The 17,021-nt window shown below is 71.1% G+C and carries 15 protein-coding genes and 1 pseudogene; 10 read left to right on the top strand and 6 right to left on the bottom strand.

Annotated elements, in window-relative coordinates:
* Window positions 1-27 precede the first annotated feature (27 nt).
* The 4 genes from BIU98_RS01790 to ptsP form a co-directional block, all read right to left on the bottom strand.
* Window positions 28-1,179: a mannitol-1-phosphate 5-dehydrogenase gene (locus tag BIU98_RS01790; protein ID WP_071270435.1), complete on the bottom strand. Its 1,152-nt coding sequence runs from the start codon at window positions 1,177-1,179 to the stop codon at window positions 28-30.
* Window positions 1,176-1,613, bottom strand: a complete 438-nt coding sequence (locus BIU98_RS01785) for a PTS sugar transporter subunit IIA (RefSeq protein ID WP_071270432.1) — start codon at window positions 1,611-1,613, stop codon at window positions 1,176-1,178. Before BIU98_RS01785 ends, BIU98_RS01790 begins: the two co-directional genes overlap by 4 nt.
* Window positions 1,614-1,704: 91 nt before the next feature.
* Window positions 1,705-3,261: a PTS mannitol transporter subunit IICB gene (locus tag BIU98_RS01780; RefSeq protein WP_071270429.1), complete on the bottom strand. Its 1,557-nt coding sequence runs from the start codon at window positions 3,259-3,261 to the stop codon at window positions 1,705-1,707.
* 146 nt (window positions 3,262-3,407) lie between these two features.
* The gene (gene ptsP, locus BIU98_RS01775) at window positions 3,408-5,063 is read right to left on the bottom strand and encodes a phosphoenolpyruvate--protein phosphotransferase (RefSeq protein WP_071270426.1); all 1,656 of its coding nucleotides are present in this window, start codon (window positions 5,061-5,063) and stop codon (window positions 3,408-3,410) included.
* A 315-nt stretch (window positions 5,064-5,378) separates the two neighbouring features.
* Here ptsP and BIU98_RS01770 point away from each other — a divergent pair, with 315 nt between their 5' ends.
* From BIU98_RS01770 to BIU98_RS01725, 10 genes and pseudogenes are all read left to right on the top strand, one after another.
* Entirely contained in the window at window positions 5,379-6,149 is a 771-nt protein-coding gene (locus BIU98_RS01770) for a DeoR/GlpR family DNA-binding transcription regulator (protein WP_071270423.1), read from the top strand.
* Window positions 6,150-6,215: 66 nt separating this feature from the next.
* Window positions 6,216-6,488, top strand: a complete 273-nt coding sequence (locus BIU98_RS01765; protein ID WP_071270420.1) for an HPr family phosphocarrier protein — start codon at window positions 6,216-6,218, stop codon at window positions 6,486-6,488.
* A gap of 127 nt (window positions 6,489-6,615) precedes the next feature.
* Window positions 6,616-7,458, top strand: a complete 843-nt coding sequence (locus BIU98_RS01760; protein WP_071270417.1) for an exodeoxyribonuclease III — start codon at window positions 6,616-6,618, stop codon at window positions 7,456-7,458.
* Window positions 7,459-7,497: 39 nt separating this feature from the next.
* The gene (gene trpS, locus BIU98_RS01755; protein WP_071270414.1) at window positions 7,498-8,508 is read left to right on the top strand and encodes a tryptophan--tRNA ligase; all 1,011 of its coding nucleotides are present in this window, start codon (window positions 7,498-7,500) and stop codon (window positions 8,506-8,508) included.
* Between the two features lies 1 nt (window position 8,509).
* Window positions 8,510-9,109 carry a GNAT family N-acetyltransferase gene (locus BIU98_RS18790; protein WP_071270411.1) on the top strand — a complete coding sequence of 200 codons (600 nt, stop codon included), beginning with the start codon at window positions 8,510-8,512 and terminating at the stop codon, window positions 9,107-9,109.
* A gap of 48 nt (window positions 9,110-9,157) precedes the next feature.
* Window positions 9,158-10,213 (top strand): bifunctional diaminohydroxyphosphoribosylaminopyrimidine deaminase/5-amino-6-(5-phosphoribosylamino)uracil reductase RibD, encoded by a 1,056-nt coding sequence (ribD, locus tag BIU98_RS18785; RefSeq protein ID WP_071270603.1) that lies wholly within the window; start codon window positions 9,158-9,160, stop codon window positions 10,211-10,213.
* A 29-nt stretch (window positions 10,214-10,242) separates the two neighbouring features.
* Window positions 10,243-10,866: pseudogene (ribA, locus tag BIU98_RS01740) on the top strand (GTP cyclohydrolase II); the annotation flags it as partial.
* Between the two features lie 187 nt (window positions 10,867-11,053).
* Entirely contained in the window at window positions 11,054-12,463 is a 1,410-nt protein-coding gene (locus tag BIU98_RS01735) for an MFS transporter (protein ID WP_071270405.1), read from the top strand.
* Window positions 12,464-12,783: 320 nt separating this feature from the next.
* On the top strand, window positions 12,784-12,999 hold the full coding sequence (locus BIU98_RS01730) for a hypothetical protein (protein WP_071270402.1): 216 nt from the start codon (window positions 12,784-12,786) through the stop codon (window positions 12,997-12,999).
* Between the two features lie 6 nt (window positions 13,000-13,005).
* Window positions 13,006-14,862: an ABC transporter ATP-binding protein gene (locus BIU98_RS01725; protein WP_071270399.1), complete on the top strand. Its 1,857-nt coding sequence runs from the start codon at window positions 13,006-13,008 to the stop codon at window positions 14,860-14,862.
* Between the two features lie 28 nt (window positions 14,863-14,890).
* Here the strand turns inward: BIU98_RS01725 and BIU98_RS01720 are convergent, their stop codons facing one another.
* Window positions 14,891-16,360, bottom strand: coding sequence for an NAD-dependent succinate-semialdehyde dehydrogenase (locus BIU98_RS01720; RefSeq protein WP_071270602.1), 1,470 nt, complete (start codon window positions 16,358-16,360; stop codon window positions 14,891-14,893).
* Between the two features lie 38 nt (window positions 16,361-16,398).
* Window positions 16,399-17,019, bottom strand: coding sequence for an isochorismatase family protein (locus tag BIU98_RS01715; RefSeq protein ID WP_071270396.1), 621 nt, complete (start codon window positions 17,017-17,019; stop codon window positions 16,399-16,401).
* Window positions 17,020-17,021: the final 2 nt, after the last annotated feature.

Here is a 17,021-nt window from a genome sequence, read left to right as displayed (position 1 = left end):
GAGCCTCCCGTCCGTCATGTGGCTGCGTCAGGAACGCGCGGTGTGCACCCGGTCGGTGAACGCGGCGTGCAGCGGGTGCTCGGCGTCCAGGCCCGTGATCTCGGACGCGATGTCGGCGTCCGCACGGTCGGAGGCGAGGAGCGCCTGCAGCTCGACGCTCTGCTCGTCGTCCGCGACGTCGAACCGGAGCGCGGCGCCCATGGCGTCGAGGAGTGCCACCGGCTCGGTGCCCTCCTCGGCGAGGGCGGCGGCCGGTGAGACGAACCGCTCGTCGCGGGACAGCTTGCGGAGCGGCTGACGGCCGACGCGCGTGACGGTGTCGGGCAGGTGCGGGTTCTCGAAGCGCGCGATGATCGCGGCCACGTAGGCGCGGTGCACCTCGGGGTCGAGCTCGTGGCGACGGACCAGCAGGTCGCTCGTCTCGCCGAGCACCGACTCGAGCGCGGAGCGCACGGCGGGGATCGCGACCGCGTCGGAGATCTTGTCCGCCCCGGCGAGGAAGCCGTGGTACGCGACGGTGGCGTGCCCGGTGTTCACCGTGAAGAGCTTCCGCTCGATGGACGCGGCCAGGCCGTCGACGTAGTGCACGCCGGGGATCTCCGGCTCGGTGCCGTGGAACGGCGTGCGGTCGATGGCCCACTCGAAGTAGGTCTCGACGGTGACGTCGAGGCCGCCGCCCTCGGGCTGCGCCGGGACGATGCGGTCGACCGCGGTGTTCGCGAAGACGGCCTTGGCGAGGGCGGCGTCGCGGACGTCGGCGGGCAGGGCCTCGACGACGAACTCGCGGAGACGGTCGGTCGCGTTCAGGGCGTTCTCGCACGCCATCACGGCGATCGGCGCCGCGTCGGCGTCGCGCTGCTGGAGCGCGGCGGCGATGACCGGCGCGATGAACTTCAGGACGTTGGGCCCGACGGCGCAGGTGACGATGTCCGCCGTGGCGATCTCGGCGACGACGGCTGGCTCGTCCTGGGCGCTGTTGAGCGCACGGAAGTTCGTGACCTCGTGGTCCTGGGCACCGGTGCCGACCTCGTGCACGGTGTACGAGTCGGCGGCCGCGAGGGCGTCGATGACCGGGGCGGCGACGTCGGCGAAGACGACCTCGTAGCCGGCCTCGTGCAGCAGGAGCCCGACGAAGCCGCGGCCGATGTTGCCGGCACCGAAGTGGACGGCGGTGCTCACTCGTTGACCTCGCCGAGGATCGCGAGGATCGCCGCGGTGTCGGGGGCGTCGGTCAGCTTCTGGACCTCGTCCTCGTCGGAGAAGACGATCGCGATCTTCGACAGGATGTCGAGGTGCTCGTTGTTGACGCCGGCGATGCCCACCACGAAGCGGACCTCGTTGCCGTCCCAGTCGATCGGTGCCGCGTAGCGGATGAACGACAGCGCGGAGGACTTGATGGCGTCCTTCGCGTCGTTCGTGCCGTGCGGGATGGCGAGGAAGTTGCCCATGTAGGTCGAGACGGTCTTCTCGCGCTCGAGCATGGCCGGGTAGTAGTCGCCCGTGACCGCGCCGGCGGCCTCGAGGATCTCGGCGGCCTCCTTCATCGCCTCCGACTTGGTCGGGGCGGTGTCCTCGGTGTGGATCCGGATCTGGCTCTCCTGCAGGACGGGCATCTGTGGTTCTCCTCGGTTCGTGGATGTGGAAGAGGGGGCGGTTGCCCGCCCCCTCTCCATCGTGCACTTGCTCGCTGGTGGACGAGCGGTGTTACTGGTTCTTCAGCTGGTCGACGACCTGGTCGTACTGCGGTGCGTTCATGAAGTTGCCGACCGACACGTGCTGCGCGCCCGGGTTCTTCTGCTTCGCGCGGGGGGTCAGTTCCTCCTGCGTGATGATGAGGTCCTCGTCGCCCGACAGGTTCGCGATGGCCTTGTTGACGACGGTGACGCCCTCGATGCCGGCCTTCTTGATCTTGTTGCGGAGGACGCTGGCGCCCATGGCGCTCGAGCCCATGCCGGCGTCGCAGGCGAAGACGACGTTCTCGACGCGCGTCGCCGTGGCGGTGCCGGAACCGACGCCACCGAAGGCGGCCTCGGTCTCCTCGTCGTTGCGGGGCGCGTTGTTGCCGAGCAGACCCGAGGTCGCGGCGTTGACGTCGCGGCCCTTGTTCGCCTGGAGCTTGGCCATCGCGGCGCTCATGTCACCGGCGTTGCCGGCGGCGAGGTCGCGCTTGCGGGTGGCGATGAGGAAGAAGGACGCGACGGCGAAGGACACCGCGGCCGACAGGATCACCGAGAGGATGACGCCGAGGAAGCTGTTGCGCTCCGTGGCACCGAGCACCGCGAAGATCGAGCCGGGCGACGCCGGGGCGACGAGGCCGGACTTGAAGGCGACGTTCGTGGCGACACCGGTCGCACCACCGAGGATGACGGCGATGAACAGGATCGGCTTCTGCAGCACGTACGGGAAGTAGATCTCGTGGATGCCGCCGAAGAACTGGATGATGATCGCGCCGGGAGCGGTCGAGCGGGCGATGCCGACACCGAAGAAGGTGAAGGCCAGCAGGATGCCCAGGCCGGGGCCGGGGTTCGCCTCGAGCAGGAACAGGATGCTCTTGCCCGAGTCCTGGACCTGCTGCGCACCGAGCTGGTCGAGCACGCCGTGGTTGATCGCGTTGTTGAGGAAGAAGACCTTGGCGGGCTCGATGATGATGCTCGCGACGGGCAGCAGGGAGTGCTGCACGAGGAAGTTCACGGCGTCGCCGAGGCCCTCGGCGATGAGCTTGAACAGCGGGGCGAGCCAGAAGAAGCCGATCATCGCGAGCACGAAGCCGAGGATGCCGGCCGCGTAGTTGTTCACGAGCATCTCGAAGCCGGGCTTGATCTTGCCGTCCCAGATGCGGTCGACCTGCTTGATCAGGTAGGCACCGAGCGGGCCACAGATCATCGCGCCGAGGATCATCGTGGTGCCGCTGGCACCGATGATGACGCCCATGGTCATGATCGACCCGACGACGGCGCCGCGGGTCTCGTAGACCATCCGGCCGCCCTGGATCGCGATCGCGAGCGGGATGAGGTAGGTCAGGATCGGGCCGACGAGTCCGACGTTCGCGACGCCGTTCGTCTCACCGAAGCCGCCGAGGATGCCCACGGGCGTCCAGCCGGTCTCGATGAAGAAGGCGGTGATGATGCCCCACGCGATGAAGATCGCGATGTTGGGCATGACCATGCCGGAGAGGAACGTGCCGAACTTCTGAACGGCGACGCGTGCGCCACCCCGCGACTGGGCGGGGGCGTCTGGCGCTGCAACGGACGACGTTGTCATGTGCGGTGACTTTCTGTGTGGTGGTGCTGCTGCGTGGAGGGGACGGGTTGGTGCTGTTCGGTGCGGGTTCTGCTGTGTCTGGTACGGGTTCTGCTGGTCGTGCTGGTCGGTGCTGGTTGGTGCTGGTCGTGCTGGTTGGTGCTGGGTCAGGCGGCGTGTGCGGCCGCCGCGGCGGACTTCGCGGCCGCCGCCGTGGACGCGGCGAGTGCCGCCTGGGCCATCTCGCGGGCCTCGTCGAGGGTGTGCCTGCCGAGTTCGGCACGCACGTCGGCGAGGGCCGCGGGGGTCATGGAGAGGGTGGTGGCGCCGAGGCCGACGAGCACGACCGCGAGGAGCGGGTCAGCCGCCGCCTCGCCGCAGATGCCCACGGCCTTGCCGGCGTCGGCTCCGGCACTGCCGAGCTGCGCGACCAGGCGCAGGACGGCGGGGTGCCAGGGGTCCTGGTAGCTCGCGACGGTGCCGAGCATGCGGTCGGCGGCCATCGTGTACTGGGTCAGGTCGTTCGTGCCGATGGACACGAAGTCGGCGGAGACGAAGACCTGCTCGGCCATCAGCGCGAGCGAGGGGACCTCGGCCATCACGCCGGCCGTGCGGATCCCGAGCTCGCGGGCCAGGTCGACGAAGTACTCGGTCTCCTCGGCGTCGGCGACCATCGGGGCCATGACCCAGAGGTCCGCCTCGGTCTCGGCGTCGGCCTGGGCGAGCGCGGTGAGCTGGTCGCGGAGCACCTCGGGGTGGTTCCGGAGCGCCCGGAGTCCGCGGCGACCGAGCGCCGGGTTCTCCTCGTCCTTGTCGGTGAGGAACGGCAGCGGCTTGTCGGCACCGGCGTCGAGCGCCCGGACCACGACCTTCTTCCCCGGGAACGCCGCGAGGAGCTGGACGTACGAGGCCTTCTGCTCGTCGACGGTCGGCGCCTTCGGGGAGTCGAGGAAGAGGAACTCGGTGCGGAAGAGCCCCACGCCCTCCGCACCGAGAGCGACGGCGCCGGAGGCGTCGGCCGGGCTGCCGAGGTTCGCCAGCAGCGGCACGACGTGGCCGTCGGCCAGGGCCCCGGCGGTGAGCGGTGCCGCGGCGGCGGCGAGGCGGTCGGCGATGCGCTGCTCGACGTCGGCGACGAGTTCGGCGGAGGGCTCGGTGACGACCGTGCCGGCGGCGGCGTCGACGACGACGGCCTGCCCGTCGGTGAGGTCGTCCGCGCCGGTCACGCCGACGATGGCGGTGATGCCCTTGGCGCGGGCGAGGATCGCGGTGTGCGAGGTCGGTCCGCCGTCTCGGGTGACGAGCGCGAGGACCTTCTCGAGGTCGAGGAGTGCGGTGTCCGCCGGCGCGAGGTCGCGGGCGACGAGCACGAAGGGGGTGTCCGACTCGGGGACACCGGGTGCGTGGACCCCGCGGAGCTTGGCGACGATGCGCTGGGCGACATCGTCGAGGTCGGTGGCGCGCTCCCCCATGTAGCCGCCCATGCCGACGAGCAGGTCGCGGAACTGCGCGAAGGCCTCGTACACGGCACGCTCGGCGTTCGTGCCGCCGTCGATGCGGGCGTGCACGTCGTCGAGGAGGGTGGGGTCCTGCGCCATGAGCGCCTGGGCCTCGAGCACGGCCTGGGCGTCGCCACCGGCGAGCTGCCCGCGCTTCGTGAGGTCCTCCGCCACGGCGGCGAGCGCTGCGTGCACGGCCTGCTTCGCGTCGTCCGACGAGCCCTCGAGCGGTGCGGTCGACGGTTCGCCGAGCGGGTCCGCCATCCGGAGCACGGTGCCGTGGGCAACTCCTCGGCCGACGCCGGTTCCGAGCAGTTCGGACATTCGAGACTCCTTCATCTCACACGCGCTTGCGGTGGGGTGGTTCCGTTCTGTGCACAGCGACACGGACGGACCACGCCCGTGCGGCTTGGAGCACCATACATCGATCCGCGTTGACAAACAAACACATCCGGGGATAAAAATGCACAAACAGATGCCCGTTTCGGTCTGACCTGCTCCCGTGCGGCGCATCGATCGCCGAGCTCGCATCCGTCCGTGTCCGTTCTGCTCCGAAGTGGTCAGCTGCTGCTGGAAAGCGGTCAGCTGCTGCTGCGAGGCGGGCAGCCGGATGCCACCACCACGAGACACCGAGGTCCGATGTACGCACCAGAGCGCCACCAGCGCATCGTCGAGCAGGCCCGTGCCGCGGGCCGCGTCGACGTGAAGGACCTCGCCGAGCTCCTCGAGGTCACGCCGGAGACCATCCGGCGCGACCTCACCTCCCTCGAGCGCCGCGGACTCGTCCGTCGCGCCCACGGTGGCGCGATCCCCGTCGAACGGATCACCCTGCACCCGGGCGTCGGCGACCGCGGCGGCATCAACCAGCCGGAGAAGATGGTGATCGCCGAGGCCGCGCTCGAGGAGCTGCCCGAGAACGGCTCCGTGATGATCGACGCCGGCACGTCGACGATCTGCCTCGCCGAGATGCTGCCGACCGACCGCGGGCTCACCGTGGTCACGCACTCGCTGCCGGTGGCGATGGCCGTCGCGAACCGCCAGGGCATCGACCTGCACCTGCTCGGCGGGAACATCCGCAGCGACTCGCTCGCGGGCGTCGGGACCTGGACGCACCAGCTCATCGGGATGGTCAGCGTGGACGTCGCCTTCATCAGCATCAACGGCATCACGCCCGAACGCGGCCTGACCACGCACAACATGGCCGAGGCCGCCGTGAAGTCCGCGATGATCAAGGCCGCCAGACGGAGCATCCTGCTCGCCGACCACACGAAGTTCGGTCGCGAGGAGTTCGGTCGCGTCGCCCCCCTCGCGGCGATCGACACGATCATCACCGACCCGGCCGTCAACCTCGACCTGGTCCGCGAGGTCGAGGCCGCCGGCGCCGAGGTCTTCTGGCCCGGCCGGTCCTGACCGTCGGGACACCCCGACCACCGGCTCGCTAGCATGGGCCGACCATCTCGTCGAAGGAGTTCATCGATGTCCGAAGCCACCCGCACCGTCACCGTCGCCAGCGGATCCGGTCTGCACGCCCGCCCGGCGTCGCTGTTCGTCCAGAGCGTCACCGCGTCCGGGCACCAGGTCACGATCAACAAGGGCGAGAAGTCGGCCAACGCCGGCAGCATCCTCGGCCTGCTCGGCCTCGGGGTCGAGAACGGCGACGAGGTCACGCTGACGGTGACCGGCGACGACGCCGAGACCACGGCCGACAGCCTGGTCGAGTTCCTGAAGACGGACCACGACGCGGCCTGACGTCGCTGGTCGCGCTGGTCGCGACCTGCGTGTCTGACGGGAGGCCCGGTGCCAGCTGGCACCGGGCCTCCAGTCGTTCCCGCCCCACGTCCGCAGGCTGTCGCCCCCCGCCGATAAGGTGTTCTGCATGACACGCCTGCGCCTCGCATCCGTCAACGTGAACGGCGTGCGCGCCGCCTTCCGCAAGGGCATGGGCGACTGGCTGGCGACACGCGACGTGGACGTCCTCGCCCTGCAGGAGGTCCGCGCGTCGAGCGACGACCTGACCGGCCTGCTCGGCGACGAGTGGGACGTCGTGCACGACCCGGCCTCGGCGAAGGGCCGCGCCGGCGTCGCCATCGCCTCCCGACACCGTGCGCACATCCACCGCGTCGAGCTCGGCCCCGCGGAGTTCGACTCCGCCGGCCGCTGGCTCGAGGCCGACTACGAGATCGACGGCACCATGGTCACGGTCGTGTCGACGTACGTCCACTCCGGGGAGGCCGACACCCCGAAGCAGGACGAGAAGTGGAAGTTCCTCGACGCCATGACCGCCCGGCTGCCCGAGGTCCGGGCGCACAACCCGCTCGCCGTCGTCGTCGGCGACCTCAACGTCGGGCACGACCAGCGCGACATCAAGAACTGGAAGGGCAACGTCAAGCGTGCGGGCTTCCTGCCGCGGGAGCGCGCCTACTTCAGCCGCTTCTTCGGCGCGGACGGCGAACCCGTCGAGGGCGCTGACGGCTCCACGGGGCCGGGCCTCGGCTGGGTCGACGTCGGCCGACAGCAGGCCGGCGACGTCGACGGGCCGTACACGTGGTGGTCCTGGCGCGGGCAGGCCTTCGACAACGACTCCGGCTGGCGCATCGACTACCAGATGGCCACGCCCGAGCTCGCGGCGAAGGTGCAGACCTACACGGTCGACCGCGCCGACGCGTACGACCAGCGATGGTCCGACCACGCCCCCGTGGTCGTCGACTACGAGCTCTGACCCCGCTCCCCTTCTCCGTCCAGGACTGGAACCAGCACCATGACCAACCCCCGCACCTTCTCCGGCATCCAGCCCTCCGCTGGCTCGCTGCACCTCGGCAACTACATCGGCGCGCTCATGCAGTGGCGGGACATGCAGGACGACCACGACGCGATCTTCTGCGTCGTGGACATGCACGCGATCACCTCCCCGCAGGACCCCGCCGCCCTGCGCGAGAACACCCGTCGAACCGCCGCGCAGTACATCGCCGCCGGCATCGACCCGGAGCGCTCGACGCTCTTCGTCCAGTCGCACGTGCCGGCGCACGCCGAGCTGGCGTGGGTGCTCAACACGCTGACCGGGTTCGGTGAGGCGAGCCGGATGACCCAGTTCAAGGACAAGTCGGCGCGCCAGGGCGCAGAGGCTGCCTCCGTCGGGCTGTTCACGTACCCGATCCTGATGGCCGCCGACATCCTGCTCTACGACGCCCAGGTCGTGCCCGTCGGCGACGACCAGCGCCAGCACGTCGAGCTCACGCGCGACCTCGCCGGACGCTTCAACTCCCGGTTCGGCGACACGTTCGTCGTGCCAGCGGCCCGGATCCTCGCCGACACCGCGCGCATCTACGACCTGCAGGACCCGACCAGCAAGATGAGCAAGTCCGCAGCCTCCGACTCCGGCCTCGTGCTGCTCCTCGACGAGCCGAAGCGCACCGCGAAGAAGATCCGGTCGGCGGTCACGGACACCGAGCGGGAGATCCGAGCCGACCGCACCGAGAAGCCCGGCGTGACGAACCTGCTGTCGATCCTGTCGGCGTTCACGCGCACGCCGGTCGCCGAGCTCGAGGCCTCGTTCGCGGGCAAGGGCTACGGGGACCTCAAGGGCGAGGTGGCCGACGCCGTCGTCGCCGAGCTCGAACCCGTCCGGGCCCGCACGCTGGAGCTCCTCGACGACCCGGCCGAGCTCGACCGCCTGCTCGCCCTCGGCGCCGAGCGTGCCGAGTCGATCGCGACCGAGACCCTCGCCCGCGTCTACGACCGCATCGGGTTCGTCCCGCGCGTGCGCCGCTGACGTGCTCCCCGTCACGCTCGAGTCCGACCGGGTCCGCCTGGACGTCCCCACCCGCGCGGACACCGTCGCGATCACCGAGGGCTGCCAGGACCCCGAGGTGGTGCGCTGGACGACCGTCCCCACGCCGTACCGCCCGCAGGACGCCGCCGCCTTCGTGGACGCGCTCGTCGGGCCGGGGTGGGCGTCCGACCGCGAGTACACCTGGGCGATCCGCCGCCAGGGCTCCATCTGGCTCGAGGGCGTGATCTCCTACCGCACCGTCCACCGCGACCTCGGCTTCTGGCTCGCGCCGGGGGCCCGCGGCCAGGGCCTCGTGCACGACGCGGTCGACCTCGTCGTCGACTGGGCCTTCGACCGTGGCGCGCCCGACGTGTACTGGGAGTGCTATGTCGGCAACGTGGCGTCGGCAGAGGTCGCCCGGCGTGCTGGCTTCGCGTACACGGGCACCGGCACCGCGAACATCCCGAACCGGGACGGCTCCCCCGCGTCGGCGTGGAAGGGACTCCGTCGTGCCGACGGCACCCCGGCGTCCGACCTGCCGTGGCCGTCCGAGTCCTACGCTCCGGGCGATGCCCCAGGGGCCGACCCGGCGTCCCGGTAGTCTCGGCTCGTGGACAGCAGGGCAGTGACGGAGACCGAGGTGCGGGCCATGCGCCGGGCGCTCGAACTCGCCGCGCTCGGCCCCGTGCTCGGCGACCACGCCCGCGTCGGCGCCGTCGTGCTCGCCCCCGACGGCACCACCATCGCCGAGGGCCACCACCGCGGTGCCGGCACCCCGCACGCCGAGGTCGACGCCCTGTCGCAGCTCACGCCCGAGCAGCAGCGCGGTACGACGGTCGTCGTGACCCTCGAGCCCTGCGACCACGTCGGTCGCACCGGCCCGTGCTCCGTCGCGCTCATCGACGCCGGGGTCGCCCGCGTCGTCTACGCCATCGACGACCCGGGCCCGGCCGTGCACGGCGGTGCCGACCGGCTGCGTGCCGCCGGGGTCGACGTGGTCTCCGGTGTCCTCGCCGACCAGGCGACCGCCTTCCTCGAGCGCTGGCTCACCTCGGTCCGGCAGGGTCGCCCGTGGGTGACCGTCAAGTGGGCGTCGAGCCTGGACGGCCGAGCCGCGGCAGCCGACGGCTCGAGCCGCTGGATCACCGGCGCCGCCGCGCGCCAGCACGTCCACGAGCAGCGCGCCGCCCACGACGCGATCGTCGTCGGCACCGGCACCGTGCTCGCCGACGACCCCTCGCTGACCGCCCGCGGTGACGCCGGCGAGCTCCTCGCCGACCAGCCGCTCGCGGTCGTGCTCGGCGACCGTGCCGTCCCGGCCGACGCCGCCGTGCGCAGGCACCCTCGCGGCGTCCTGCACCTGCCCGGGCACGACCCGCGCGCGGCGCTCCAGGCCCTCGCCGCCGAGGGCATCCGCACCGTCTTCGTCGAGGGCGGGCCCACCGTCGCGTCCGCGTTCATCGCCGCCGGCCTCGTCGACGAGGTGCTGGCCTACGTCGCCCCCGTGCTGCTCGGCGGACCCCGGGTCGCCCTCGGGGACATCGGCGTGGGAAGCATGCACGAACGTCTGCGGTTGGACGTACTATCGACCACCAGCCTCGGCCCCGACCTGCTGGTGCGTGCCCGTCCGGCCGCCGCTGTCCCTACACAGCCCGGACCCGTGCACGCTGACGACGGGGCCCGTACCGACCGGAGCACCACATGACCGACGCCCTGACATCCCCCACCCCGGGCAGTCCGGTCCGGTTCGAGGTCGCGACGAACGTCCCGACCACGCACGGCACGTTCGAGATGCGCGCCTACCACGACCTGGTGACCGGAGCAGAGCACGTCGCGATCATCGGCGCGCTCCCGGACGGCTCCGCCCCGACCGACGGCGCCCTGGTGCGGGTGCACTCCGAGTGCCTGACCGGTGAGGCCTTCGGCTCGCTGAAGTGCGAGTGCGGCCCCCAGCTCGACGCCGCGCTCGACACCATCGCGGCCGAGGGCGGCGTGGTCGTCTACCTCCGCGGGCACGAGGGCCGCGGCATCGGCCTGGTCAACAAGCTCAAGGCCTACCGCCTGCAGGAGGACGGCCTCGACACCCTCGACGCCAACCTCGCGCTCGGTCTGCCTGCCGACTCCCGTGCCTACGGCGGCGCCGCCGGCATCCTCACCGAGCTCGGGATCGGCCGCGTCCGGCTCCTGTCGAACAACCCGGAGAAGCGCCGGCAGCTCGAGGAGCACGGCATCACGGTCGATGGCCTGGTGCCGCTCGTCGTCGGCATCTCCGCGCAGAATGCCGGCTACCTCGACACCAAGCGCGACCGGATGGGCCACCAGCTCCCCGCGCACCTCGAGGCCGGCGCGCACAACTGACCCCACGGGCGGTCTCGGCGGATTCGCAGCTGCGCGACGACCGTCGTACACTGGTGTCCCCCGTCACGAGCGGTCCACCACCACCCGAACGCACCCGTCCGATGCCGCCCACCACGCGGTCCGCACGGTGTCCGCCGTTCGGCACCGCCGCACCCGCTCCGGGTGCTCAGCACGGAGAACGTCGACCATGTCCGCCACATCGGCTGCCCCTGCCCCCGCCCAGAAGACGAACCCGCGGTCCCGGGTCGTCGTCGCGAGCCTGATCGGCACGTCGATCGAGTTCTACGACTTCTACGTCTACGCGACCGCCGCGGTCCTCGTGTTCCCGACGCTCTTCTTCCCGAACGAGGACCCGACCGCGTCGCAGCTGTCCTCGTTCGTGACCTTCGCGCTGGCGTTCTTCGCCCGCCCGGTCGGGTCGATCATCTTCGGCCACTTCGGTGACCGCATCGGCCGCAAGACCACCCTCGTCGCGTCGCTGCTCGTGATGGGCACCGCCACGTTCCTCATCGGCTGCCTGCCCACGTTCGACTCGATCGGCATCTGGGCGCCCGTGCTCCTCGCCGTGATGCGCTTCGCCCAGGGCGTCGGCCTCGGCGGCGAGTGGTCGGGCGCGGCACTGCTCGCGACCGAGAACGCCCCCGCCGGCAAGCGCGGCGTCTTCGGCTCGATGCCCCAGCTCGGCGCCCCGATCGGGTTCCTGCTCGCCAACGGCCTGTTCATCGCGATCAACGCCGCGATGCCCGCCGGAGCCGACGGCACCCCGAACCCCGACTTCCAGGCGTGGGGTTGGCGCCTGCCGTTCCTGCTCTCCGCCGTGCTCGTGCTCGTCGGCCTGTACGTCCGCTTCCGACTGGTCGAGTCGACCGTGTTCCGCGGCGTGCAGGAGTCCGGCACCGTGGCGAAGATCCCGCTGGGCCGCGTGTTCCGCACCTCGTGGAAGGCCGTCATCGTCGGCACCTTCGGCATGGTCGCCACGTACGTGCTCTTCTACTTCATGACCACGTTCACGCTGTCGTACGGCACCACCGGCTCCACCGCCTCGGCGCTCGTGCCGAAGGTCGGCCTCGGCTACTCCCGCGGGGAGTTCCTCACGCTGCTCATGATCGGCGTGGTGTTCTTCGGCATCTTCACCCCGATCGCCGGGATCCTCGCCGACAAGTTCGGCCGTCGTCGCACGCTCATCCCGACCACGATCGGCATCGCGCTGTTCGGCCTGACGTTCCAGTTCTGGTTCGCGGCGTCGCACGGCCCGGTCACCGTGGTGACGTTCCTCATCGTGGGGCTGTCGCTCATGGGTCTGACGTTCGGGCCGATGGGGGCGCTGCTGCCAGAGCTGTTCCCGGCGAACGTCCGCTACACGGGCTCCGCGCTGGCCTACAACATCGCCTCGATCCTGGGTGCCTCGCTGGCGCCGACGATCGCCCTGGCGCTGTGGAAGCCGGACGGGAACATCTTCCTCGTCGGCCTCTACCTGACGATCGCGGCCGTGGTCACCCTCGTCGCGCTGCTGCTCATCCGGGAGACCCGCGGCAGCGACTTCGGCGAGGCCGACGCGGCCCGCGCCGGCGTCGCGTCCCCCGACCACGTGCAGTAGTCGCGACCGCGTGGCGGACGGGAGGCTCGGTGCCAGCTGGCACCGAGCCTCCCGTCCGTCTGCGGCCTGGTCCGGCACCTGCTCCCGCCGCCCCCTCGGTACGTCCGCATCGTGCGACACCACGCGCGTCGAACGACTGGCGCGGTGTCGATCGTTGCGGACTCATCGTCTGCGTCTGCATGATCCGACATCACGGAAGCCGAACGACGCGTGCGGTGTCGGATGGTACGGCTGCATGTTCCAACAGGTCACCGACGCTGCAGCCCGCCCGCGTCAACCCAGGTTGACAGATGTCGGCGCGTCAATGTACGTTGACAACCATGGACCGGCCGACGATCACGAACCTCGCAGCGGGAGCATCAGGGGACGACCCCTTCTCCGCGCTCGCCAGCGTGCGCGACCTCCGCCGGGAACTCGACCGGACCGAGGAACTCGCCGCCCGCCGCGCCAGGAACGCCGGTGCCTCGTGGCAGGAGATCGCGACGCTCCTCGGCGTCAGTCGCCAGGCAGTGCACAAGAAGTACGGCAGAAACTAGGACACGATGAGCCTCCCCTTCGCCCGCCCGAAGCCGACCGACGGCCCCCGTGCCACGTTCGGTCGTCTGCTGTCCTACCTGTTCGAGAACAAGCCGGCGATGGTCGTCATCATCGTGCTGAGCGTCCTCGGTGCGGGTGCGTCCCTGGCGCAGCCGCTGCTCGTGAACCAGGTGATCACCGCGGTGCAGCACGGCAACACGCTGAGCATGCTCGTGTGGTTGCTGGTCGGACTCGTGATCGTCGCGGGACTGCTCAACGGCATCCAGCACTTCCTGCTGCAGCGCGCCGGTGAGGGCGTCGTGCTCTCCACCCGCCGCAAGCTCATCGGGCGCATCCTCAACCTGCCCATCTCCGAGTTCGACACGCGCCGCACCGGCGACCTCGTGTCGCGTGTCGGCAGCGACACCACCCTGCTGCGGGCCGTCCTGACCCAGGGCCTCATCGAGTCCATCGGCGGCTCGCTCACCTTCGTCGGCGCGATCATCGCGATGGCGATCATCGACCCGCTCCTGCTCGGCATCACGCTCGCGATCGTCCTCGTCGCCATCGTCGTCGTCGGCGGGCTCAGCCGCCGCATCCGCGTCGCGTCCAAGCGCGCGCAGGAGAAGGTCGGCGACCTGACGGCCGCGGTCGAACGCGGCATCGGCGCAGTCCGCACCATCCGCGCTGCGGGTGCCACCGAGCGCGAGGTGCACGAGGTCGACGGCCACGCGACCGAGGCCTACCGCCGCGGCCTCGACATCGCGAAGATGTCCGCTTTCGTCGTCCCCGTCGCGAGCATCGTGATGCAGGTCGCGTTCATCGCCGTCCTCGGCGTCGGCGGGGCCCAAGTCGCGGCGGGCACGATCACCATCGCCACGCTCATCACGTTCATCCTGCTGCTCTTCATGATGATCATGCCGCTCGGCCAGGCCATGGGGGCAGCGGTCGCCGTCGCCCAGGCACTGGGTGCGCTCGGCCGGATCGAGGAGATCCTGCACCTGCCGACCGAGGACCAGGACGACGCCGCCGTCCGTCCCGCCGCCGCGGTCGCCACCGACGACGCCATCACCTTCGAACACGTCACGTTCCGGTACGCCCGCTCCGCCGACGCGTCCGGTCCCGACGGCGCGGTCGCGTCCGACGCCTCTGCCGACCGGACGGCAGGCGGCGGTGCGGCTTCCGGGGCAGCCGAGGACGAGCAGGCGGTGCTGCACGACGTCTCCTTCCGGGTGCCCCGCGGATCCCGGGTCGCCCTCGTCGGGCCCTCGGGCGCGGGCAAGTCCACGACGCTGGCCCTGATCGAGCGCTTCTACGACCCGACCGACGGGGTCATCCGCCTCGGCGGCATCGACGTCCGCGGGCTGGACCGCGACGAGCTCCGGGCGCAGATCGGGTACGTCGAGCAGGACGCCCCCGTGCTCGCCGGTACCATCCGCGCCAACCTGCTGCTCGGGTCACCGACCGCCACGGAGCAGGACTGCGTCCGCGTGCTCGAGGCCGTCAACCTCGGCGAGGTCCTGCACCGCGACGCCCGCGGGCTCGACGCGCAGGTCGGCGAGGACGGCGTGATGCTGTCGGGTGGTGAACGCCAGCGCCTGGCGATCGCCCGTGCCCTGCTGGCCGCTCCCCCGATCCTGCTGCTCGACGAGTCGACGTCCTCGCTCGACGGCGTGAACGAGCAGAAGATGCGCCTGGCGATCGACGCCGTCGCCGAGGACCGCACCCTGCTCGTGATCGCGCACCGGCTGTCCACGGTCGTGGACTCGGACGTCATCGTCGTGCTCGAGCACGGCCGGGTCGTGGGTGTCGGGACGCACTCGGAACTCGTCGAGTCGACCCCGCTGTACCGGGACCTGGCGAAGCACCAGCTCCTGGTCTAGCGGGGCCGACCGGGGCCGTCGGGCTCGACTACCGCGCGAAGGGGTCGGGCGTCAGGACGTACACGGTCTCGAGGTACTCCTCGAGGCCTTCGTGCGAGCCCTCGCGCCCGAGCCCGGAGGCCTTGACACCGCCGAACGGGAACGCGGCGTTCGACACCACGCCGGTGTTCAGGCCGAGCATGCCCGTCTCCAGCCGCTCGGCCAACCGCTGCCCGCGGGCGAAGTCGGACGTGTAGGCGTAGGCGACGAGCCCGTACTCGGTGTCGTTCGCGAGCCGGATGCCCTCGTCCTCGGTGTGGAACCGGGTGATCGCGACGACCGGCCCGAAGATCTCGGTCGTCAGGATGTCCGACCCGGGCTGCACGTCGTCGAGGACGGTGGGCGCGTAGAAGGTCCCCTGGCGGTCGACCCGCTCGCCGCCGGCGACGAGCCGGGCCCCGCGCTCCACGGCGTCGTCGACGAGTGCCGCGGCCTTGTCGACCGCACGGCTGTCGATGAGCGGCCCGATGGTGGTGCCGTCCTCCGAGCCGCGGCCGATGCGGAGGGCCTCGACCTTCGCGGTGAGGGCCGCGAGGAACGCGTCGGCGATGCCGTCCTGCACGAAGAAGCGGTTGGCAGCCGTGCACGCTTCGCCGACGTTGCGGAACTTGGCCTGCATCGCGGAGGTGACGGCGGTGTCGAGGTCGGCGTCGTCGAACACGAGCAGCGGGGCGTTGCCGCCGAGCTCCATGCTCGTGCGGAGGACGTTGTCGGCGGCCTGCTTGAGCAGCGCCGAGCCGACGGGCGTCGACCCGGTGAAGGTGAGCTTGCGCAGCCGGCGGTCGGCGATGATCGGCGCCGAGAGCTCCTTGGCGTCCGAGGAGGTCACGACGTTGAGGACACCGTCCGGCAGCCCGGCCCGGCGGAACAGCTCCGCGAGGAACAGCGTGGTCAGGGGCGTCAGGTCGGCAGGCTTGATGACGATCGTGCAGCCGGCGGCGAGTGCGGGACCGATCTTCCTGGTGGCCATCGCCAGCGGGAAGTTCCACGGCGTGATGGCGTACACGGGGCCGACCGGGCGCTTCAGCACGATGCCGCGGCCGGTGCCCTCCGGGTTCGTGCGGTAGTCGCCACCGATGCGGACGGCCTCTTCCGAGAACCAGCGCAGGAACTCGGCACCGTAGACGACCTCACCCCGGGACTCGGCGAGGGGCTTGCCCATCTCCAGGGTCATCAGGGCCGCGAGGTCGTCGGCGTGCTCGTGCACCAGGTCGAACGTGCGGCGGAGGACGTCGGACCGCTTCCGGGGCGCGGTCGCGGCCCAGGCGTCCTGGGCGGCGACGGCGGCGTCGAGCGCGGCGATGCCGTCCTCGGGGGTGGCGTCGGCGACCTCGGCCAGGACGGCACCCGTGGAGGGGTCCTGCACGGCGATGGTCCGGCCGCCGGTCGCGGGGCGCCAGGTGCCGCCGATGAGCAGCCCGGTGGGGACGCCCTCGACGCGGACGTGCTCGTCCGCCACGGTCGTGGTCGCGTCGGTCGTGGTGGTGTCGTTCGTGGTCACAGTTGTGCTCCTCCGGGGTTCGCGAGCCCCTCGTCCATGTCACTCCGGTCGACGTGCCCGCCGCCGTTCCGGATCTCCTCGAGCGCCGCAGCGCTCCTGGTGGGGTCGACCCCGACCACGAGGTCCTCGAACACCACGACGTCGAGTCCGGCGCGCAGGCCGTCCTCCGCCGTGGCGCGGACACAGTGGTCGGTGGCGATCCCGACGATGTCGATCTCGTGCACCGAGCGGTCGAAGAGCACGTCGGCGAGGTCCTTCCCGGACTCCGTCGTGCCCTCGAACGCCGAGTAGGCCGGTGCGCCCTGCCCCTTCATGACGTGCACGTCGATCGGCGCGGTGTCGAGGTCGGGGTGGTACTCGGCACCGGGGGTCCCGGCGACGCAGTGCACCGGCCAGGTCGTCTCGAAGTCGGGCTCGTCCGCGCTGGCGAAGTGCCCGCCGTTGTCGCCGTCGGCGTCGTGCCAGTCGCGGGAGCCGACGATGAGGTCGTACTCGTCAGCGTGTCGCGCGAGGAAGGCGGTGATGCGGGTGGCGAGGGTGTTGCCACCGCTGACGCCGAGCGCACCGCCCTCGGTGAAGTCGTTCTGCATGTCCACCACGAGGAGAGCCCTGGTCATGG

Origin of the sequence: Curtobacterium sp. MMLR14_010 (genome assembly GCF_001865015.1) — a bacterium.
Taxonomy (GTDB): Bacteria; Actinomycetota; Actinomycetes; order Actinomycetales; family Microbacteriaceae; genus Curtobacterium.
This window is presented reverse-complemented; position numbering and strand designations above follow the sequence as displayed.

What these genes read in the sequence shown, in the direction of transcription:
- BIU98_RS01785 (WP_071270432.1), bottom strand. Translation starts at nt 1,613, where the DNA reads ATGCCCGTCCTGCAGGAGAGCCAGATCCGGATCCACACCGAGGACACC.
- BIU98_RS01780 (WP_071270429.1), bottom strand. Translation starts at nt 3,261, where the DNA reads ATGACAACGTCGTCCGTTGCAGCGCCAGACGCCCCCGCCCAGTCGCGG.
- ptsP (WP_071270426.1), bottom strand. Translation starts at nt 5,063, where the DNA reads ATGTCCGAACTGCTCGGAACCGGCGTCGGCCGAGGAGTTGCCCACGGC.
- BIU98_RS01770 (WP_071270423.1), top strand. Translation starts at nt 5,379, where the DNA reads ATGTACGCACCAGAGCGCCACCAGCGCATCGTCGAGCAGGCCCGTGCC.
- BIU98_RS01765 (WP_071270420.1), top strand. Translation starts at nt 6,216, where the DNA reads ATGTCCGAAGCCACCCGCACCGTCACCGTCGCCAGCGGATCCGGTCTG.
- BIU98_RS01760 (WP_071270417.1), top strand. Translation starts at nt 6,616, where the DNA reads ATGACACGCCTGCGCCTCGCATCCGTCAACGTGAACGGCGTGCGCGCC.
- trpS (WP_071270414.1), top strand. Translation starts at nt 7,498, where the DNA reads ATGACCAACCCCCGCACCTTCTCCGGCATCCAGCCCTCCGCTGGCTCG.
- ribD (WP_071270603.1), top strand. Translation starts at nt 9,158, where the DNA reads ATGCGCCGGGCGCTCGAACTCGCCGCGCTCGGCCCCGTGCTCGGCGAC.
- BIU98_RS01735 (WP_071270405.1), top strand. Translation starts at nt 11,054, where the DNA reads ATGTCCGCCACATCGGCTGCCCCTGCCCCCGCCCAGAAGACGAACCCG.
- BIU98_RS01730 (WP_071270402.1), top strand. Translation starts at nt 12,784, where the DNA reads ATGGACCGGCCGACGATCACGAACCTCGCAGCGGGAGCATCAGGGGAC.
- BIU98_RS01725 (WP_071270399.1), top strand. Translation starts at nt 13,006, where the DNA reads ATGAGCCTCCCCTTCGCCCGCCCGAAGCCGACCGACGGCCCCCGTGCC.
- BIU98_RS01715 (WP_071270396.1), bottom strand. Translation starts at nt 17,019, where the DNA reads ATGACCAGGGCTCTCCTCGTGGTGGACATGCAGAACGACTTCACCGAG.